This is a genomic window from Flectobacillus longus, assembly GCF_030056705.1.
In the GTDB taxonomy this organism is placed as follows: Bacteria; Bacteroidota; Bacteroidia; order Cytophagales; family Spirosomataceae; genus Flectobacillus; species Flectobacillus longus.
Map to the genome: position 1 here is coordinate 55712 of NZ_JASHIC010000007.1, position 20859 is coordinate 76570.

Genomic DNA, 20859 nt, shown 5'->3' on the forward strand with positions numbered 1-20859 from the left:
AGATTTTCTTAGGGATTCAGTTTTAAAAACCCTAAATTTGCACTTTCTTAAGTAATTCGGCTGTTTTATGTAATTTTTCTGACTCAAAATTACCGAATTAGGCACAATCAACTATCAATTTGCTATCATCATGATTCATTTCTTCGGAAGTCACTCTGGTAATGTTTTTGCTGTCCAAGCTCAATCTGCTATCGCAGAGGAAGATATTCAAAAACTAGTGTGGCTTTTCAACAGTTCAAGAGACCATCGTTTCACTGTCATCAATCAAGAGGATGCTTCGTTAGAGGCGGTTTTTGTAGGTCCACGTGCCGCTATGATTACTCCATGGAGTACCAATGCTGTGGAAATTACCCAAAACATGGGTATTCAGGGAATTATCCGTATTGAGGAGTTTGCTCAGGTAGCCGAAGATTTTACGGACTTCGACCCAATGTTATCGCAAAAGTACACAAGCTTAAACCAAGCTATTTACACGATAAAAATTCAGCCTGAACCTATTCTCGAAATCGACGATATTGCAGCCTACAACAAACAAGAAGGACTTGCACTAAGTCAGGAAGAAATCGACTACCTGAATGGTCTTTCAGAAAAATTAGGTCGCAAATTGACAGATTCTGAAGTGTTTGGTTTCTCTCAGGTAAACTCTGAGCACTGTCGTCACAAAATCTTCAATGGTACTTTTATCATCGACGGAGAAGAAAAACCAAGCTCTCTTTTCAAGCTCATCAAGAAAACTTCTGAAACGAATCCAAACGACATCGTTTCTGCTTATAAAGACAACGTTGCTTTTATCAAAGGTCCTCGCGTTACTCAATTTGCTCCAAAATCTGCTGACAAACCTGACTTTTACGACGAAAAAGAATTCGATTCTGTTATTTCGGTAAAAGCTGAAACACACAATTTCCCAACGACAGTTGAACCATTTAACGGTGCAGCAACAGGTTCAGGTGGCGAAATTCGTGACCGTTTGGCTGGTGGACAAGGTTCGTTGCCTTTGGCAGGTACTGCGGTTTATATGACTTCGTACTCTCGCTTAGAAGAATCTCGTGCTTGGGAAAAAGGCATGAACGAACGTGACTGGTTATATCAAACACCTATGGATATCTTAATCAAAGCGTCTAACGGTGCTTCTGATTTTGGCAACAAGTTTGGTCAACCTTTGATTACGGGTTCAGTTTTGACGTTTGAACACGAAGAAGAAGCTCGCAAATTAGGTTTCGATAAAGTAATCATGTTGGCTGGTGGTATTGGTTATGGCAAAGAAAGTCAAGCCAAAAAACAAAAGCCATCGGTTGGCGATAAAGTAGTGGTATTGGGTGGTGAAAACTACCGTATTGGTATGGGTGGTGCAGCAGTATCATCTGCTGACACGGGCGCATTTGGTTCAGGTATTGAATTGAACGCCATTCAACGTTCAAACCCAGAAATGCAAAAACGTGCTGCCAACGCTATCAGAGGCTTGGTAGAATCTGACGAAAACCCAATCGTTTCTATCCACGACCACGGTGCTGGTGGACACCTTAACTGTTTGTCAGAATTGGTAGAAGAAACAGGCGGTTTGATTGATTTAGACAAATTGCCAGTTGGTGACCCAACGCTTTCAGCAAAAGAAATCATCGGTAACGAATCACAAGAACGTATGGGCTTGGTGATTGGTGAAAAAGATATAGCAACCCTTCAACGTGTAGCAGAGCGTGAGCGCTCACCAATGTACACCGTAGGTGATATTACAGGCAACAACCGTTTTACTTTCCAATCAAAATCTACAGGTGCAAAACCAATGGATTTTGCTATTTCGGAAATGTTCGGAAGCTCACCTAAAATTGTGATGGAAGATAAAACCATTGAGCGCAATTACGCAGGTTTGTCTTACGCTGAAACAGAAATTCCATCATATTTGAATCAAGTATTACAGTTAGAAGCTGTAGCTTGTAAAGATTGGTTGACCAACAAAGTTGACCGTTGTGTGGGTGGACGTGTTGCCAAACAACAATGCGCTGGTCCATTGCAATTGCCTTTGAACAACGTTGGCGTAATGGCCTTGGATTTCAAAGGAAAAGATGGTATTGCCACTTCAGTAGGACACTCGCCAGTAGCAGCTATCGTTGACCCAGCAGCGGGTTCTCGTACTGCCATTGCAGAAGCATTGTCAAACATCGTTTTTGCTCCTTTGAAAGACGGTTTAAAATCGGTTTCATTGTCAGCAAACTGGATGTGGGCTTGTAAAAATGCAGGTGAAGATGCACGTTTATATGAAGCCGTAAAAGCTTGTTCTGACTTTGCAATTGAATTAGGAATCAATATTCCGACAGGAAAAGATTCCCTATCGATGAAGCAAAAATATCCAAACGATGAAGTAATCGCCCCAGGTACAGTAATCATCTCGGCAGGAGCTCATTGTTCGGACATCAACAAAGTAGTTGAGCCAGTTTTACAACGTAATGGAGGTGCTATTTACTATTTGAATTTGTCGAAAGATAGTTTGAAATTAGGCGGTAGCTCATTTGCACAAATTTTGAATAAAGTAGGCACCGAAGTTCCAACGATTCAAGATGCAGCATATTTCAAAACAGCATTTGATACTTTCCAAGATTTAATCAAAGCAGGTAAAATCGAGGCAGGTCACGACATCGGTAGCGGTGGTTTGATTACGACTTTATTAGAAATGTGTTTCGCAGATGTAAACCTTGGCGCCAACTTAGACTTGTCAGGTTTAGGTGAAAACGATACCGTAAAAGCTTTGTTCAACGAAAACATTGCCTTGGTATTCCAAGCAGACGCTTCAGTTGAGTCAGCTTTTGCAGCAAACAATATTTCTATCATTAAAATTGGTGAAGTAGTAGAAGGAAATACAGTTTCTGTAAAAAATAATGATACATCATTTGATTTCTCAGTGGCTGACTTAAGAGATGTTTGGTACAAAACTTCATTCCTTTTAGATTCAAAACAATCTAAAAACGAAACGGCTTTAGATCGCTATACCAACTACAAAAATCAACCTTTAGCTTATACATTCCCTTCACAGTTCACAGGAAAATTAACTGACCACCGTGCGATTTCAACTCGTCCGAAAGCAGCTATTATTCGTGAAAAAGGCTCAAACTCAGAGCGTGAAATGGCGAATGCGATGTATTTGGCAGGCTTTGATGTAAAAGACGTTCACATGACTGACCTTATCGCTGGTCGTGAGACATTAGAAGATATTCAGTTTATTGGTGCAGTGGGTGGTTTCTCAAACTCAGATGTTTTAGGTTCGGCAAAAGGTTGGGCTGGAGCATTCTTGTATAACGAAAAAGCTAATGCTGCCATCAAGAAATTCTTCGAACGTGAAGATACCCTTTCGGTAGGTATTTGTAACGGATGTCAGTTGTTTATGGAATTGGAATTAATCAATCCAGACCATGATACGCATGGTAAAATGCACCATAACAAATCACATAAGCACGAAAGTATCTTTACCTCAGTTACTATCCAGCAAAACAACTCAGTAATGCTTTCTACCTTAGAAGGAACTACTTTGGGTGTTTGGGTATCACACGGAGAAGGTAAGTTTGTATTACCTTATGGCGAAGAACGTTATCACATTGTTGGTAAATATGGTTATGCTGAGTATCCTGCTAATCCAAATGACTCGGATTACAATACAGCAATGATGTGCGACTCAACAGGTCGTCACTTGGTAACCATGCCACACATCGAGCGTTCAACTTTCCCTTGGAACTGGGCAAACTACCCAGCCAACCGCAAAAACGACGAAGTAAGTCCTTGGTTAGAAGCTTTTGTAAACGCAAGACTTTGGATTGAGGAGAAGAATAAGTAGAGATCCTAAATTGAAAAAGGAAGCTTTCGGGCTTCCTTTTTTTTGTATCCTATTGGACATCTAGCGCAAGCCTGAGACTTGCGCTTTCTATTTCTAAAGTTTCAAAGCTTTACTTTTGAGTCTCTATTTAGTGTAAGACTTTAGACTTCCAACAGATACGATTTATTCTTTAACTTATAGGATTAGAATCCTTAGATTATGTTAGTACTGGCTTGGAAGCCAGCACTAGCAAAGAACCCCACGAGCGCAAGTCTTAGCCTTGTGCTTTCTATTTCTCTAGTTTTAAAACTTAACCTCAGATAAGTTTAACTCTTTTACGAATAGGATTGGAATCTCTAGTTTAAGCTAGTAATGGCATGGAAGCTTGTAGCGGCGAGGTCCTGCGGAACTCTATAGACAATTTGAGATTTCAATCAAATCATAAATTTCAGTAATTCCATTCTCGGGTTCAGTACAGATTTTAAGCCCTTTATCGTATTCTGAACACATTATTCTATTTGGTATAAATCCTATATTTTTTCCATCCATCTCAAATCCGACAGTACTTATTTCCAAGTAATATTTCCGACCTTTTTTTATACTTTGACCAACATTTGAATGTCTATATACAATTTTGAAAATCTTATCTATGTTATTTTTCGCATGAATGATGCTAATCGTTTTATACTTTTTTATTTTATGAATGTAAAAAGTATCTGATTTAGTTATACTCGTTATTCCACTTTGACCATAAATATTGCATGATATGAGTATCATAATAATAGAAAATAGCTTTCTCATCGGATTCTTGGTAACGTAATCATTATAAAATCTACTTATTGAATTATCACTGTTTTTTGAAGGTCCTATTTCAACCTGTTAATTTATTTGAATACCCCACTTGCGCAAGCCTGAGACTTGCGCTTTCTGTTTCTAAAGTTTCAAAACTTTATTTTTAAGTCTCTATTTAGTGGAAGACTTTAGACTTCCAACAGATAAGATTTATTCTTTAACTTATACCTTAGATTATGTTAGTACTGGCTTGGAAGCCAGCTCTAGCAAACTACAAACAAAAAAAGTCCAAGTTTAAGACTCGGACTAGTTCCGTTAAAAATCTATTTATAAAACTGAATGCTGTAAGGTTCTTTTGTATTTTTATCTAACAGATTTATTGTTATTCTGGCTGAATACATATCGATACTTTCTCCCATTTCCTTCATGGTTACTTCCTGATTATGTAAGATTTTCTTAAATGTTTTAGGCGAATCATATTCTCTAATTGTATGATTTTGTAGAACTTGGCTTAAGCAAGTATCGTAATCGTAGTTATTAGTAATAAATGACCCCGTACGAGGAGAAATCACTACAAAGAGAAACTCATCTACATAAAAATATCCTGTGATAATCAACTTCCAAAATTTGTAATAATTTGTCTCACTCATATTCACTTCCATAAGCTTCAATATCTTACCATCTGCTTGAATAGTTTGCTTTTCTTGAAGTAAAACAATCGTTTTCTTTTTATCTATAAATTTTCCCTTATATTTTGAGTTTGTTGCATCTGCTAAATTAATGTATTGTTTGAGCGCTTTTATTGTAACAGAGTCTTTAATATCTAATAATGGAATTGTACATTGAGCAAATAAGTTGGGAGTAGAAGTAAAAAGTAGCGTGCACAATAGTGCACAAAATGAAAGGTGTTTTTTCATAAGAAAGTTTATATTAAAACTAATTTAGAGATATAATTTGTTTATTAATGTAGAAATTACCTTGTTAAGATATAAAATTTATTCTTTTCTATTTTGAATAGAATGATTTTTATTTTTAGTAAAAGCTTAAAATAAAAATCATTTGCCTAATGCCTCTGGAGAAAAATTTAGGTTAATTTTCCTTCAAGAATACCTTCAAATAGCTTAGCTATATTTAATGAACTAATTGGTTTAAAATTAGAAAAAGCTGATGGTTCGGGATAAAAATATTTAGAGAACACAAATCCATTTATTTCTACATTAAATACATTAGCATATTTTACGATTAAATCCCTACCATCGTCTCCTGTCACACCCAAATCATTTTCTAACTCGGTGGTATCTGTAATTTCCATATTAAACTCTCCAATTTCCTCCCTAATGAATTGAATAAGTTGATATTTTAGATCATTGTCCATTTTGACTGAAGAATTAAATAATTGGAATTTCAGACATCCAGATTCAAAAAAATCGGTACCGAAATATTCAGTACCGATTACAATTTAACCAATAATTATTAATAAAATTCTTTATTGTCTAGTCAATGTCTCCTTCACAATACGAGGAGCGTTTACGTTATAAGAGTAATTCAAATAGAATCTCTTCGTAGCTGGGTCGTAGTAGTTTCTAGAATAACTCTGGTCTACGTTTGGAGTTGCGCCAGACGGCTTAATCGTTACAGAATTATCTGTGTTAATGGTCAACAACATATAATATCCTGAACCACCTAAGTCACCTAACTCAGCAATTACCGTGTTGGCATTCACACTTACCAAGTCTTTTACACGGTCGATAGCACGGTCACCAGCAGTTGGGTGTGAGAATACCCCAGCAGCTTTGTAACGACCATCCCACTGGTTTTTAGCAATGATTTTGAACAATGCTGAGCCCAAACCTGAACGGATTTTGTAAGCACCTGCGTTATCTACCGTTAAACCTACTGCATAGTCAGCACCTACGATTTTGGTAGGGTCGATTGTCAACTGAACAATTTTACTAAACTCACCAGCATTGAATGTTACGTCTGTAGCTGAAAGTTTGTAAAAAGAAGTTGGCAAAGGTTTGATAGTTGTTCCATGTGCCGTGTTATATTTCGTAATCAAGGCATCATCTACCTTTAACTTCACAGTAACGGTCGATTGCAATTCAGCATTGGAAGTTACATCACGGATAATTTCCACTAAATCTGCCGTTTTGTCTCCTGCACTAAGCTCAAGACCTACATTGTTTAGTTCTGTGCCTGCAGCAGGGATTCTAACAAAGTTTGAGCCTTTTCCAGCAATTAGATCCTTTCCTTCTTCGATACAACTAGTCAGCGAAAGAAGAGAACCCATTACTAAGACATTAAATATGTTGATATATTTTTTCATTGCTTCTAGAATTAAAATGTTCATCTATTTGTCCCACCAAATTTTAGCATCCTGTGTATCACCACCTGTTAGTCTTGATACTGCTGCTTGATAATTTGTTTTGTTAAGGTTTGGCTCATTTGAACCATACACAAAACGACGAGGAATCTGCTTACTAACGTTGGTAGCTTTTGGTGTTGGAGCAAGAGCTGGAACACCTGTTCTACGCCATTCTGACCAACCGTTTGCACCATCTGGGAAGAATGAGATATAACGCTGTGTACGAACTTTAGTCAAGATATCATCATTCGTAGTTCCTAATTGAACAGAAGCATTTGACATAAAAGCATTAAACTTCGCTTGGTCAAATACACCCCATTGTTTCCAAGACATTTCAAGACCTTTGCTGTACATAGTAGAAGCACTTTCTGTTGTCCAACCTAAAGCTGCTGCTTCGGCTCTTGCCAAATAAACACTAGCTGCTGTCAAAACAAATGACGTTGCACTACCAGCTCTATAAGTAGGATTCAAGATTCTAGACCAGTCAGCGTGTGCGTTGGTATAGTTCACAGCATCATCACGAGTCAAACCATAAGGCATAGGAACCACAGTACCACTTGCATTTGGTTCGCCATAAGCATTTACACGTGCATCAGAAGTTGCGTAAAGCATATTTACGATCACATCACTAATACCATAATCTTTACGTCCGTTGTAGGTATTGTACCAAGGGCTATTGAATGTACCGCCTGGATAAGCCACTTGAGTATTGTCTTCGTTTGCATCAATCACACCACCACTAGATGCCAAGGCATCCAAAAACTGCGCTTTACCTGTAGTTGGGTCAACTTTTGATAAACGAACAGCCATGATCAAACGCAAAGAGTTAGCAAATTTTTTCCAACGTGTTAAATTACCACTATGTACAATATCGCCAGCAGGAGAAGCACCACCATCAAATTGAGCAACAGCTTCTTTCAACTCTTTAAACAAACCTGTATAGATTTCTTGTTGTGTATCGTATTTTGGTTGTGTTTTCAATTGTAATGCTTCCGAATAAGGCATGTCACCCCATTGGTCAGTCAACATCAAAAAGCGGTATGCTTTTACAATACGAGCCAAAGCGATTTGGTTATTGTTTGAACCATTTAACGCAGCATAAGCTTTGGTAGCAGGATCCGTATTGTTATTGATGATGTTTTGTAAGTCATACAATGAACCAGCATAGTTGCCATCCCAACCAATTTGTGGAATAGCATAAAGCGATGTCTCAGTGTACTGTGTTTCAGCAAAATACTGACAATATAAACCATTTCTGATTGAGCCATTGGTAGCGGGGCTATCAAAGTCCAACAATGCGTTTGTTAACAAAGCTGATGTTACTGGTGTTACAATGGCATTGGGGTTGTCGTTCATTGTTCCAAAATCCGAACAACTTGCTGTGAAAAGCATAACTGATGCAAAACCCAGCGTTTTTAGTATATTTTTACGTATCATCTTACTCTTCAATTAAAATCGTTTGTTAGAAACCTAATTTGATGTTTACACCTAATGATCTTGTGCCTGGGAACTGACCGTTTTCACCGAAAATTTGAGACATCTCTGATGGGTCAAAATCTCTGTTTTTAGTATAAATCAACCAAGGGTTACGAGCAACAATTGAAACCGTTGCGCTTTGTAACAATTTGCTTCCTTTAACTGGAATTCTATAACCAATGCTAATCTCTCTCAATTTGATAAAGTCAAGGTCATAAACGTGTTCTTCTGAAAGTTTGTTAGTAGCAAATTGGTGGAAGTAGGTATAAGCATCTACGTATTTATCTACTGCTGCACCATCGGCAGTTACACCTTGTACGTGTACACCACCACCATCAGCGATAGGGTCACGGATAGGGTTTCCTTTGTCGTTTACACCTGCTGTTCTTTCAAACAAACCTGAGAAACCACCCCAGTAATCAGACAATGAGAAATATTTACCACCTTTTGAGAATTCGATGTTAGCCGAAAGAACGAAGTCTTTGTATTGGATTTGGTTGAACCAACCACCCGTAAAGTCTGGCAATACACTACCCAAATAAGAGTTTGGAGTTACTACATACATACCATCAGCAGTCAATACTTTCTTGCCATCTTTGTAAGTGTATGCACCGCCACGGATTTGACCCCATGCTTCACCAACTTGGTGAACTACAGTACCTACACCAAATGCATCAGATGTTACAGTAATCGCATCTACACCTTCAGCTAATGCTAATACTTTTGAAGTGTTTTTAGCCCAGTTTACAGTAGTAGTCCAAGTTACATCTTTAGTTTTAACAGGAGTTGCGTTTAATGACACCTCCAAACCATGACGGTTGATTTTACCAGCGTTAATCAATTTAGAAGTAAAACCACTTGTTCCTGAGATAGGTACAGTAATGATTTCATTGATCTTGTCTTCGTTGTAGTATGTTACAGACAAACCTAATTTATCCTTCAAGAATTTCAAGTCTAAACCAAATTCATACGCAGATGACAAAGCTGGCTTGATATTAGGGTCAACAATCGTATTTGGTGTTCCCATATAAGAGTATGAACCAAATTTAGCTGATGCCAATGAGTAGTTCAATGCTAATGAATATGGACTTAAGTCAGAACCAACTTGTGCCCAGCTAGCACGAAGCTTACCGAATGATAAGGCAGGAACTGTATTGCGAATCAACTCTCCGAACACGAATGAAGTACCTACCGAAGGATATGTGTATGAGTTAGCATCTTTTGGAAGTGCTGATGAACGGTCATTACGTACAGAACCTTCCAAGAAAATGATGTCTTTGTAACCGAATGAACCACGTGCATACAAACTGCGAATTTCTTTATCTGAACGGTAAGAACTCAAAGAAGGAGTCGATGATGAGTTACTCAAAGCAAAGTAATCTGGAATAACCAAACCGTTTACAGTACCAGCCGACATTGTTCTGTAGCTATCGTGACGAATGTTACCACCAGCCAAAGCATCGATTGTAAAGTCATTGATGTGCTTATTATAAGTTGCCATCAATTCGTAGTTCATTTCATTTGGCGTGTTACCGTTGTTTACAATGTTACCATAAGTTTGGTAAGTGTTATAACCTGCTTTCAAACCTGTCTGAGTAGCCGATGTTTGAAGAATCGTTGGAACTTTAGATTCTCCAAAAGTATTACCTTGGTTGAAACGAACAAAACCTGCTACTTTCAAATTATCATTGATTTTGTAAGTCAAATTCACATCACCAAACATACGTCTTCTGTTTTCTGAAATATCTAATTTCTCGAAATACGAGTAGAAGTTATACCAGTAGTTTGCTCCGTAGAAGTTCAATGGAGAAGAAGCATAAGCACCTGGGTTATTGTGGTTCCAGCTTGCTAAAATACCTTCTGGAGAAGTCAAATCTTTCAATTCTTTCAACTTGTTCAAATCCAAATCTCTGTGGAACCAAGAGTTAAATGAACCTGAAGATTGGTTAGAATAACCATCATTAAATTGTCCTTTGATAGTGTATTCTGACAAGTTAATGTTGGCTGTTGCAGTCAAATGCTTTCCTAAATCTACTGTAGTTTGTGATGAAATATTATATTTTACACCACTTGATTTGTACATCAAACCGTTTTGGTTTTGAGCAGTAAATGAAATACGAGTAGAGTAGTTGTCTCCAGCCTTCGAGAAGTTTACGTTAGTGTTAGTAGCAAACTGACCTTGGTAGAAATCACGGATGTTGTTTGGTTGAGCTACCAAAGAAGCCGTTTTACCAGTGTATTGTGTACCTGGATACCAAGAATACCAAGGAATATACTCTTGACCTACCATACGAGGTCCCCAAGAAGCATCATCAGAATAGTCATGATAGTATTTACCATTTAATGCTTTCCACTCTTCTGGCATACCAGCTTCCCAGTTGAATTTAATCATGTCTGAAGAAGCACCACCAGCGTAAGAGTTTTGGTAACGAGGTAATACATAAACTGTTTCGTAGAAAGTACTTTGGTTCAATTCGATACCAACGCCTTTTTTCATCGTACCTTTTTTCGAAGCCATGATGATTACACCAGCATCACCACGCTGTCCATAAAGTGCTGTTGCACTTGGACCTTTCAAAACTGTTACTGATTCAACGTCATCTAAGTTTACGTCAGATGAACTTACAGGGTTACCGTCAAGGATGTAAAGTGGAGCTTTGTCGCTCAATGAACCCGCACCACGGATACGGATACTAGCATCACGACCCAATGCGACTGTTGACTGGCTACGTACCTGAATACCAGCCACTTTACCAGCTAATGCGTTGTTTAAGTTTGTCTGACGAATCGTGTTTAATTGTTCGTCTTTAACACTCTGCGCTGAGTATGCTAAAGATTTTTCTGAACGTTTTGCTCCAAGAGCAGTTACGACTACTTCTTCGATTTGTGAAGTGTTTACTTTCATTGCCACGTTGATTTGTGATTGTCCACCCACTGTTACAGTTTGAGCAGCAAAACCCACAAATGAAAATGTCAATACAGCGTCTTTTCCTACAGCAATTTTATAGGAACCATCTGCACCCGAAGTTGTACCACGAGGAGTACCTTTGATTGATATACTAACGCCAGGAAGTGGAGCACCATCTTCAGATGAGGTCACCTTCCCTGTAACTTGCCTATCTTGTGCAAACGCGTTGCCTATCTGTACAAGAAGAAATACAGTAATAAGCAGTAAGAGTTTTCTCATAATGATTATTGTTTAAATTGTTTGGTAAAAAGATTCTTAAAAGGTGGAAAAGAGATATAATTCAACTAACTGTAAGTATATACGTATTCTAGAAAGGGTATGTTCTGTTTTGAACACACACAGTTAGAATAGCATCATTTCGCATGGAAAAGATGAATATGATAGCATCAAAACCTGTTAAGTATCGTATAGACGTACTTTTCAGTGGCAATTGTTATAGAACAATGCTAAGGTTTTGAGTATTTGAGATTGAATAATAAAAGGAAAGCCTCTAAGTGTGAATTCACCCAGAAGTTGTGTTTGAATCTTGATAGTTCTCCTTTAGTTTGGCTGATTTAATAGTAAAGTTTTTCAAGCTAATTAGTCAAGTTACGTTAAAAACTATCCTTTTTTGAAGGACAATATTCAACTGGGATAAATTTAGTTTTGGTTTAAGTTTTAATCGAACACCTAAAATTAAAGAAGCTATTCACCAAAAGAAGTTTGACAAGAAGGAAAATGTATGTGATTGTTTTTCTGAAAAGTATCCATGATTTTTTTTCAGGAATTACTTTCAAATTTTGTCAAGTTTGAATCCTTATTAGTAAATATTTTGCATCTAGTAATATTTAGGAGTAAAAAATTCTGCAATTCGTTTTTTTTAGAAAATTGGACTGCTCAAAAATGACTCTTTAAAAGCAGACGGATAAATATAATAACTTATTTTAAAACATAATAAAAAAATTTAAAATTATGTTAAAAGATGTTAAAATTAAGTAGTATTTGGTCAATTTTTGATGGTAAAATTACTTATCTGCCAGAAAAACAGTGTAGTTAGTTGGTTATTAAACCTTGCAGGAAAATTTTCTATGAATTTCACATTTTACCATAATTTCAAAATTTATTTTTCTTGATTCTATTTGGCAATCTAGCCGACTTTTTAGCATTTTAAGAAGTTATTAATTGCATACAAAAACAATTTGTAGGTGTTTTTCGTAATTATTAAAACAAAACTTATCAAATATGAAAACCATATTAGTCATTTTAGGATTCATTTGTGTATTAGGGCTCGTGATAAGTCGTTCGCAAAGAAAAGAAGACGACCCGCTCAAAAACCACAAATTTGCAGTAGTCAAAACTGAGGCTGAATGGCGCAAGATTTTGACACCTGAACAATATAAAGTTACTCGCCAACGAAGTACAGAATTAGCCTGTTCGGGTGCCTACTGGAAAAACCATGAAAAAGGTATTTATAAATGTGTGTGCTGCAAACTACCTTTGTTCGACTCTAAAACAAAATTTGAATCGGGCACGGGTTGGCCATCATTTTACAAAGCCATTCACAAAGACGCTATCCTCGAAATTCCTGATGATAGTTTTGGAATGTCACGTACCGAAATTCTCTGTAGTCGTTGTGGTGCACACCTCGGACACGTATTCGACGATGGGCCAAGACCTACGGGATTGAGATATTGCCTCAACTCAGTGGCATTAGATTTTGAAAAGGATGCGAAATAAAGAATTGAGTGATTTGAGATTGAGTGAATGAGTGATTTTTAAAATTTGTATTCTAGCTGTAGAGACGTAATGCTTTACGTCTTAAGCCGCACACTATTTGGGAAAAAGTGCTCAAATGCTAGGTGTTTATTTACTGTTTATCAAAAAAGGCGTTCGAAAAATTTATTTCGAACGCCTTTTTTGATACTATATTTTAACATGACGCCGCTTTAGACGCAAAGCATTGCGTCTCTACTGCTAGAATATAGATTTTTAAAATAATCACTAAATCACTCATTCAACATTCACTAAATTCAGGATGAATCATATTTTTATTTTATCAATACACATACTGACAGATAACAATGTTGGGTTGTTAGAATAAATTGAGTTTCAAATTTTATCCCAATTAACTATGAAAAAAACACATTCATTCTTCCTGCTATTATTGCTTACATTAAGCATTTTTGCAGATGCCAGACCTATCCGTGTTGGTGTAGCTGGTATGACTCACGACCATATTAACCAAGTTTTTGGGTATATTGGCAAGCAATCAGATGTAGAAATCGTAGGATTTGCTGAACCCAACAAAGACTTGGCGATGCGTCTTCTCAAACGCCACAACCTTCCCGAATCAATGTGGTTTCCAACTTTGGAGGCGCTCATCCAACAAAAACAGCCTGAGGCTGTCTGTGCTTTTAATTCAATTTACGATCATTTGTCTGTGGTCGAATCTTGCGCACCTAAAGGTATCCATGTAATTGTCGAAAAGCCCTTGGCTGTTAATAATCAGCATTTGGCGTTGATGAAAGCATTAGTAGAAAAATATAAAATTCATTTGTTGACCAATTTCGAAACTACATGGTATGCGTCTCATGCTAAGGTTTGGGAAATGGCGAAACAAAATAAGGATTTAGGTGAAATCAAAAAGGTAGTTTTTAAAGATGGTCATAATGGTCCAATAGAAATTGGTTGCTCTAAAGAATTTACCAATTGGCTAACCGATCCTATTCAAAATGGTGGAGGTGCGGTAGTAGATTTTGGCTGTTATGGAGCCAATATCATGACTTGGCTCATGGATGGGCAAAAGCCTATTTCGGTAACAGCAGTAACCCAACAGGACAAACCTTCGGTATATCCTAAAGTTGACGACGAAGCAACTATTATTCTCAAATATCCCAATAGTCAAGCTGTGATTCAGGCCTCTTGGAACTGGCCTTTTGGAGTAAAAGATACAGAAGTTTACGGCACCTCAGGTATCGTTATTGCCAATAAAGAAGCTAAAATGAGGTATGTATTTGGGGAAGCAAACAATGCTGAAAAATGGATAGATTTAGCACCTCTTCCTGATGAGCAATCCAACGTGTTTGCATATTTGGCAGCGGTAGTCAATGGTAAAATTAAACCCGAAAAAGATTTGTCTTCTTTTGCTATCAATAGCGTTGTTGTAGAAATTCTTTCTGCTGCCAAAGAATCTGCCAAAACAGGTAAAACCATTTATTTTTCAAAATAATTTATCTAAATTTCTCTCTTGAGAAACCTTTAACTTTGATTATTGTAACTACCACCTTTTATGGATGAATTTGTAACCTTCAAAGAGTTTTCGGACGAAGAACACTTTATCGAATTTAGTCAATTCCTTGAGCAGAACAATATCAGATTTCAAACAGAAATTAGTAATGGAGCAATCGACCCAGTGAGTATGCGTTCTGTACAAAAGTTTTTTTTGGTAAAAATCGAAAAAGAAAATTTCCCCTCAGTTCAAAAGCTGATAGATAACATTGCTCAAGAAAGTATTGAGGATATTGACCCCGATCATTATCTTTTTCAGTTTTCGGACGAAGAGCTGTTTGAAATACTATCCAAAGCTGACGAGTGGTCTGAATTAGATTATAAACTTGCTCAAAAAATTCTACAAGACAGAGGACATACTCTTGATAAGGAATATCTCAAGTATCTGAAAAAAGAAAGATTGGCAACGCTAGCAAAGCCAGAACCTTCGCAAGCTAAATTTATATGGGCAGGTTATACTTTCGCCATTTTGGGCGGGGTTTTAGGTGTTGCCATGGGTTGGGGAATTTATTTTTCTCAAAAGCGACTTCCTAATGGAGAGGTCGTTTACTCCTATTCAGAAAGTGACCGCAAACATGGCAAAAAGATTATTGTCATTGGATTCATAATGATGGTTTTATTGATTCTCTTAAAAATTTTACCTCTATCCAGTGAATAGCTCATTTGGATATTTTTCTAAGAAAATGCCATCGTTTATTACTCTTTATACAAATCCTTTATATTTTTGCAACACTATTGCAAAAATATAAAGGATTATGAAAACTCTCTTTGCGTTCAGCATTTTACTTGCATCATTTTTTTCTGAAAAACTTCCTCAAAAAAGAATAAAGCAAGATTTTGATATACAAAAAATCACATGGAATGATTTAAAGGATGTGCATTTCAAAAAGAAATTTAATATCGACTTAGCGATGTTTTATTTATATCCCAATTTTGGTCCAAAGGTAACTATGCTGAATGGCAAAACCATTGAAATCAAAGGATATACGATTCCTATTGATAGCGAAGGCAACTATGTGGTATCTCAAAACCCTAATTCGATGTGCTATTTTTGTGGAAAATCTGGACCTGAATCAATGATTCAACTAAAGTTTGGAGGTAAACATCAACGATACAAGGTTGATGAGATAAGAACATTTAAGGGTATTCTCCGACTCAATGCGACTAATGTACAGGAGTTAAATTATATTCTAGAGGATGCTGAGAGAGTAGATTAGAACTTCAAGTATAGTGAATTTTAGGATTCGGACTTTTGATTTTGTTGAATAAAAGCAAAAGTCCGAATTCCTAATAGAATAAGGACTAGCAGCCAGGTTTGTCTAAACTAAAATACGGAGATGTCCATATAGCTACTTTGCTAGACGCCTTAGCATCAGCCTTAACTTTGTACTCCTGCACATCTTTTTTCTCGGCAGAAGCCGCCTTCTTGTCTTGGTCTTTGCAGTTTTCGGTTTTAGCCGATTTATCACATTTTGATTTATCACATTTTGATTTATCGCATTTCGACTTATCACATTTTCCACCTGGACATGCCAAAGATGTTGCTACAATGCCAAGTATCAAGAATCCAGAAATAATTGCTTTTTTCATGTTGTATTTGTTTAATTTGGAAGAATGAACTACACAAAATATTGAATTTGGTGAATATGATAATTTTCGTGCTATTGACCCTACAAAATTACAATATTATACTTGCTTCTTGCTGTCACTTAAGTGTTATTGACTTGTTATAAAGTTGTTAAAATCATCTTGTTTAACAAGAAGCGCTTTATCTTTACTAGATGAAAATTCAGCATAAAAATATTCCTTATATTCTGATTGCGTCTACTTTAGGTGTAATAGCCTTAGTGATTATTCAGATTATTTGGATGCGACATTCATGGCGATTGTCTGAAGAGATATTTAATCAGCGGGTCACTTCTGCGCTTTGCTCTACCCTCAAATCGTACAAAGATGGCGCCTATTGCAATGATGGCAAATGTGCGGTAGTAGATATGTCAGGCGAGACGCTCATTTCGAATATTTCGGAATTGCCACATGATATTGTCAATACAAAAGAATTTCGAGAAACATTAGATAAAAATCTAGCAAATTATCAGGTCTTTTTACCCTACCAACTTAGTCTTTCTACCAATAGTTTTTGTGCAACTGATGTATTTCAAACAGCTATTTCTTTCAAAAATCACCATGGTAACGAGTCTTACCTGAGAGTTACTTTTCCAACCAAAGAGCGATATATTTTAGGAGGTATGACTTTGATGGTGTTAGCTACATTTTTAATTGTTGGTTTTATAACGGTTGTTCTCTTGATGGTCAATTGGTCATTGATGAAACAAAAACTTTTACTTCAAACCAATGTGGATTTTTTTAATAACATGGCTCATGAGTTTCGTACTCCTCTCAGTAGTATTGGTTTAGCAGTTAATCGCTTGGCTAAGAAACATGAAGATTTAAGAGAAAATCCATTTTTAGAAGTAATCAAAAGAGAAAACACTCAATTACTCCAAGAAGTTGAACGAGTATTACACCTTGCCAAAATCGAAAACGGAGAATACATTTTAGAGAAAGAAAAGCTATCTATCGAATCTCTCATTGGCGCTTCAATAGACAGTTTGTCTATGTCCATTTCCGAAAAAAATGCACATATTACCCAAGAGGGCTTCAACAGTGAAATGTGTGTATTGGGAGACAGACAACATCTGATTAATACCTTTCGAAATCTGATTGAAAATGCCTTGAAATATAATGAAAATACACCCGAAATTCGCATTTCTGCCAAATTACAATCACAAGACATAGTCATTTCATTTGAAGATAACGGTATTGGTATTCCTGTCAGTCAGAGGAGTTTAATATTTGAAAAGTTTCAACGAGTTCATCAAAGCACTCATGCTTTTAAGGGATTTGGACTAGGTTTGGCTTACGTAAAAAATATGCTTGAGCTTCATAAAGGAAATATTCAAGTAAAAAGCGAAGATAAAAAAGGAAGCTGTTTTGAGGTATATCTACCATTGTGCATATAGAAATCCGTCTTTAGCAAAAGCTTGAAAAATTACTGATAACCACTTATCTATGATCAACACTACACACAAAATACTTTTGATTGAAGATGACCTAAGTATGGGTTTCTTATTGACCGAATTTTTGGAAGACCAAGGATTCGAAGTCAAACTATGTCGAGACGGAGAAAGTGGATATAATGCCCTCAAAAGACAAAATTACGACGTTTGCCTCCTCGATGTGATGATGCCCAAAATGGATGGTTTTACGCTAGCAACTCACTGTAAAGAGCTCAATCCAAACATGCCATTTTTGTTTATTACGGCACGCTCGTTAAAAGAAGATAAGCTAAAAGGTTTTGAACTAGGTGCAGAGGATTATATCACAAAGCCGTTTGATGAAGACGAATTACTATGCCGAATCAAGGTATTATTGCGTCGCCAGCCATCTCAATCGACAATACCACAAGCACAGAAATTTAATATAGGCACTTACATTTTTGATTATTCAAGACAAGAGCTTTGTTATCAAGATGAAACATGGCGTTTGACCGAAACAGAAAGTGAGGTATTAAAATTGCTATGTCAGAATCAAAATCAAATTTTAAAAAGAGAAGACGCTGTTGAAAAAATTTATGGCAAAAAAGATTATTTCTTAGGAAGAAGCTTTGATGTGTTTATTTCAAAATTAAGAAAAATGTTACAATATGACCCCAACATCAGTATCGACAATGTTTTTAAGGTTGGATTCATTCTTAATATTCAACAGTAATCATTCAATTTTAAGGAATACAATATAATTAAAATACTCATATTCAAATCATTACATTTTACTATCTTTACACCATCTAAACTCTAAAATTATATACTATGAAAAACTACCTACGCTTAGCCAGTTTACTCTTCATTTTTTCAATGAATGCTTGTACTGATGACGCCTCCAATACGTTACCAACCGACACATGTTTTAAGAAAGACCCTATTGCCGAACTACCTTGGCTCAAAACGGTAGTTACTCAATTTCAACAGCCCAAAAGTGGTCCATTAAAGGTTGTCTTATATGTATACAAAAGCGAGTACTACATAGCTGTCAACAATCCCCTAGTATCTTCCCCTGGGTCGTATATCTTTAATTGTAAGGGCGAAAGTATTGGCAAACTCAACATCTCCTATAATCAATTCACGGCAGATGCACTAACTGAAAAAGTATTATTGGAAGGGACATATTAGGTTATTTTCAGACTAAGAATATGTCTATAAAAAGTATCTCTTGATACTAGCTAATAATTCCGAATCGTCTTCACGCTTTCTAAGTCCATTTCTTTCAGATATAGTCTTCGCACTTCAATTGTTTGATGTGTGTAAAGGGTTATATGACTAATTCCATGAAAGATAAAAGACAAATAAAATTATTTAATATACTTATAATCACAATATTAACCAGTTAATCGGTGAGTAAAAAAGGGCATAGATTATGATGAAATATCCTCCTTATTTTGAGGTAAACAAATTTCATTGCCCTACTCATGAAAAAACTTTTCATACTACTATGCTTTTGGCAGATTCCGCTATTGGCGCAAGATTTGGGTGGTTTAAAGGGACAAAAGCCTATCACCATTTCGGGAGGTTTGAATTTAGGTTTTAATACCTATGTAAATCTTGAAGGTAGGCAGCGTCTCGACCCTTTTTCTTGGACTATTTCTGCCAGTCCTGTAATTTCGTTTTATGGTATTCAAATGCCATTCTTTTTCTTGATTAACCAACAAAGTCAGTCCTTTTCGGGACCGTTCCAACAGTTTGGAATGAGTCCATCCTACAAATGGGCGAGACTGCATTTGGGCTATCGTAACCTCAATTATTCCAATTACACACTGGCTGGACGAATGTTTTTTGGGGCGGGTATTGACCTGAATCCTGGCAAATTTCGCTTCTCTGCCATGTATGGGCGCTTTCAACAAGCAAGTTTGAGAGACACTACTCGCAATACCTTTTCGTCTTTGCCCTCTACTTTCAGACGCATGGGATATGCCGTAAAAGTAGGAGTTGGTTCTTCGCAAAACTTCATTGACCTGATTTATACCAAAGCATGGGATGAGGAAAACTCTATTAGAATTCCATCTACCGAAGGCATTACTCCCGCCGAAAACACCACGCTTGGTATTGTTTCTCAATTGACTTTTTTCAAGAAAATAACTTGGTCGACCGACCTTGGAGTCAGTGGTTATACCTCTGATATAAACGCCAAAGATTTGACAGGAACAATATCCCTCGATAGTGAATTTTTGAAGAAACTATTTTTATTAAAGCGGAGCACGCAGGTGGGTTATGCCGCCAATAGTAGCTTGAGATTTAGTTCACGCTTTGCATCCTTACAAGTACAATACCGTTTGATTTCTACCGATTATAAGTCGATGGGTGCGTACTTTTTCAACAATGATGTACAAGAAATTCTATTTTCTCCCTCCTTTTCTTTCTGGCAGGGTCGAGTAAACTTGAGTGGTAGTTATGGCATACAACAAGATAATGTTAGTAAAACCAAAGCCACTCAAACTACTCGTAACATTGGTTCACTTAATTTGTCGGTGCAACCCTCGACCAAGTTTGGGATGATGATGACCTATTCAAATTACGGCACTTTCCAAAACAACCCTGATAGAATAATTGATACGCTCAAAATCCAGCAAGTCAACCAAAGTTTGGTCGTAGCACCTCGTTTTGCATGGGGCGACAGGGTGGTAAGCCATTCGATAAACTTGATGTCGAGTTATCAAAACTCCACCGATTATAACACGGTTTCCAAACAGTTATTAGAATTCAATAACCTGTTTTTGTCTTTCAACTATTTGAGAAACAACATGAAACAGAAATTTACGATAAGCCCAGGAGGGATTTTTATCAAAAACTTTTTGTCATACGGCAATACACAATCGATGGGTGTGAGTTTGAATATTTCCAAAAACTTGAAGTCATTTTCTAATAGCTTGAATGTCAATTATAACCAAAACTATTATAAAGAAAATGCCAACGGCTATACTTTCAATGCCCGATGGAACGGACGTATCAGGCTTTCGAGCAAACAACAACTTTCGTTGAGTGCGGCATTGCTCTACAACAAAGACCTCAAATTTGAAGCAAGAAATTTCACAGAAGTATATACCCAAGCGGGCTATTCTCTTAACTTTTAAATCATTCA

At 36.7% G+C, this 20859-nt stretch carries 15 protein-coding genes; 9 read left to right on the forward strand and 6 right to left on the reverse strand.

Translation table 11 applies throughout. The features are described from left to right. The first annotated feature begins 130 nt into the window (after positions 1 to 130). On the forward strand, positions 131 to 3820 hold the full coding sequence (gene purL / locus QM491_RS06585; RefSeq protein WP_283326522.1) for a phosphoribosylformylglycinamidine synthase: 3690 nt from the start codon (positions 131 to 133) through the stop codon (positions 3818 to 3820). A 1094-nt stretch (positions 3821 to 4914) separates the two neighbouring features. Here the strand turns inward: purL and QM491_RS06590 are convergent. From QM491_RS06590 to QM491_RS06610, 5 genes are all read right to left on the reverse strand, one after another. Beyond that, positions 4915 to 5508: a hypothetical protein gene (locus tag QM491_RS06590; protein WP_283326523.1), complete on the reverse strand. Its 594-nt coding sequence runs from the start codon at positions 5506 to 5508 to the stop codon at positions 4915 to 4917. Positions 5509 to 5675: 167 nt separating this feature from the next. Beyond that, a complete protein-coding gene (locus QM491_RS06595) occupies positions 5676 to 5966 on the reverse strand; it encodes a DUF1493 family protein (RefSeq protein WP_283326524.1) in 291 nt (96 codons plus the stop codon). A gap of 111 nt (positions 5967 to 6077) precedes the next feature. Beyond that, positions 6078 to 6917, reverse strand: coding sequence for a BT_3987 domain-containing protein (locus QM491_RS06600; protein WP_283326526.1), 840 nt, complete (start codon positions 6915 to 6917; stop codon positions 6078 to 6080). Positions 6918 to 6941: 24 nt separating this feature from the next. Further along, on the reverse strand, positions 6942 to 8393 hold the full coding sequence (locus QM491_RS06605) for a SusD/RagB family nutrient-binding outer membrane lipoprotein (protein ID WP_283326528.1): 1452 nt from the start codon (positions 8391 to 8393) through the stop codon (positions 6942 to 6944). Between the two features lie 25 nt (positions 8394 to 8418). Then, positions 8419 to 11619: a SusC/RagA family TonB-linked outer membrane protein gene (locus tag QM491_RS06610; RefSeq protein WP_283326530.1), complete on the reverse strand. Its 3201-nt coding sequence runs from the start codon at positions 11617 to 11619 to the stop codon at positions 8419 to 8421. A gap of 1002 nt (positions 11620 to 12621) precedes the next feature. Here QM491_RS06610 and msrB point away from each other — a divergent pair. The 4 genes from msrB (at position 12622) to QM491_RS06630 (ending at position 15884) form a co-directional block, all read left to right on the forward strand. Next, positions 12622 to 13116: a peptide-methionine (R)-S-oxide reductase MsrB gene (gene msrB, locus QM491_RS06615; protein WP_166553113.1), complete on the forward strand. Its 495-nt coding sequence runs from the start codon at positions 12622 to 12624 to the stop codon at positions 13114 to 13116. Positions 13117 to 13510: 394 nt separating this feature from the next. Further along, positions 13511 to 14608, forward strand: a complete 1098-nt coding sequence (locus tag QM491_RS06620) for a Gfo/Idh/MocA family protein (protein ID WP_283326532.1) — start codon at positions 13511 to 13513, stop codon at positions 14606 to 14608. Between the two features lie 60 nt (positions 14609 to 14668). Continuing rightward, positions 14669 to 15325 (forward strand): hypothetical protein, encoded by a 657-nt coding sequence (locus tag QM491_RS06625; protein WP_283326533.1) that lies wholly within the window; start codon positions 14669 to 14671, stop codon positions 15323 to 15325. Between the two features lie 97 nt (positions 15326 to 15422). Next, positions 15423 to 15884, forward strand: coding sequence for a DUF3299 domain-containing protein (locus QM491_RS06630; RefSeq protein ID WP_283326535.1), 462 nt, complete (start codon positions 15423 to 15425; stop codon positions 15882 to 15884). A gap of 85 nt (positions 15885 to 15969) precedes the next feature. On the opposite strand, the gene QM491_RS06635 is transcribed toward QM491_RS06630, so the two are convergent. Then, positions 15970 to 16257 carry a hypothetical protein gene (locus QM491_RS06635; RefSeq protein ID WP_283326536.1) on the reverse strand — a complete coding sequence of 96 codons (288 nt, stop codon included), beginning with the start codon at positions 16255 to 16257 and terminating at the stop codon, positions 15970 to 15972. A gap of 191 nt (positions 16258 to 16448) precedes the next feature. Here QM491_RS06635 and QM491_RS06640 point away from each other — a divergent pair, with 191 nt between their 5' ends. The 4 genes from QM491_RS06640 (at position 16449) to QM491_RS06655 (ending at position 20851) form a co-directional block, all read left to right on the forward strand. After that, positions 16449 to 17690 (forward strand): sensor histidine kinase, encoded by a 1242-nt coding sequence (locus QM491_RS06640; protein ID WP_283326538.1) that lies wholly within the window; start codon positions 16449 to 16451, stop codon positions 17688 to 17690. A gap of 49 nt (positions 17691 to 17739) precedes the next feature. Then, positions 17740 to 18438: a response regulator transcription factor gene (locus QM491_RS06645; RefSeq protein WP_283326539.1), complete on the forward strand. Its 699-nt coding sequence runs from the start codon at positions 17740 to 17742 to the stop codon at positions 18436 to 18438. Between the two features lie 98 nt (positions 18439 to 18536). Beyond that, positions 18537 to 18896 (forward strand): hypothetical protein, encoded by a 360-nt coding sequence (locus QM491_RS06650; RefSeq protein WP_283326541.1) that lies wholly within the window; start codon positions 18537 to 18539, stop codon positions 18894 to 18896. A gap of 296 nt (positions 18897 to 19192) precedes the next feature. Next, positions 19193 to 20851: a hypothetical protein gene (locus tag QM491_RS06655; protein ID WP_283326543.1), complete on the forward strand. Its 1659-nt coding sequence runs from the start codon at positions 19193 to 19195 to the stop codon at positions 20849 to 20851. The last annotated feature ends 8 nt before the right edge of the window (positions 20852 to 20859 follow it).

Coding starts and splice junctions, on each gene's coding strand:
- purL (WP_283326522.1), top strand. CDS start 131: ATGATTCATTTCTTCGGAAGTCACTCTGGTAATGTTTTTGCTGTCCAA.
- QM491_RS06590 (WP_283326523.1), bottom strand. CDS start 5,508: ATGAAAAAACACCTTTCATTTTGTGCACTATTGTGCACGCTACTTTTT.
- QM491_RS06595 (WP_283326524.1), bottom strand. CDS start 5,966: ATGGACAATGATCTAAAATATCAACTTATTCAATTCATTAGGGAGGAA.
- QM491_RS06600 (WP_283326526.1), bottom strand. CDS start 6,917: ATGAAAAAATATATCAACATATTTAATGTCTTAGTAATGGGTTCTCTT.
- QM491_RS06605 (WP_283326528.1), bottom strand. CDS start 8,393: ATGATACGTAAAAATATACTAAAAACGCTGGGTTTTGCATCAGTTATG.
- QM491_RS06610 (WP_283326530.1), bottom strand. CDS start 11,619: ATGAGAAAACTCTTACTGCTTATTACTGTATTTCTTCTTGTACAGATA.
- msrB (WP_166553113.1), top strand. CDS start 12,622: ATGAAAACCATATTAGTCATTTTAGGATTCATTTGTGTATTAGGGCTC.
- QM491_RS06620 (WP_283326532.1), top strand. CDS start 13,511: ATGAAAAAAACACATTCATTCTTCCTGCTATTATTGCTTACATTAAGC.
- QM491_RS06625 (WP_283326533.1), top strand. CDS start 14,669: ATGGATGAATTTGTAACCTTCAAAGAGTTTTCGGACGAAGAACACTTT.
- QM491_RS06630 (WP_283326535.1), top strand. CDS start 15,423: ATGAAAACTCTCTTTGCGTTCAGCATTTTACTTGCATCATTTTTTTCT.
- QM491_RS06635 (WP_283326536.1), bottom strand. CDS start 16,257: ATGAAAAAAGCAATTATTTCTGGATTCTTGATACTTGGCATTGTAGCA.
- QM491_RS06640 (WP_283326538.1), top strand. CDS start 16,449: ATGAAAATTCAGCATAAAAATATTCCTTATATTCTGATTGCGTCTACT.
- QM491_RS06645 (WP_283326539.1), top strand. CDS start 17,740: ATGATCAACACTACACACAAAATACTTTTGATTGAAGATGACCTAAGT.
- QM491_RS06650 (WP_283326541.1), top strand. CDS start 18,537: ATGAAAAACTACCTACGCTTAGCCAGTTTACTCTTCATTTTTTCAATG.
- QM491_RS06655 (WP_283326543.1), top strand. CDS start 19,193: ATGAAAAAACTTTTCATACTACTATGCTTTTGGCAGATTCCGCTATTG.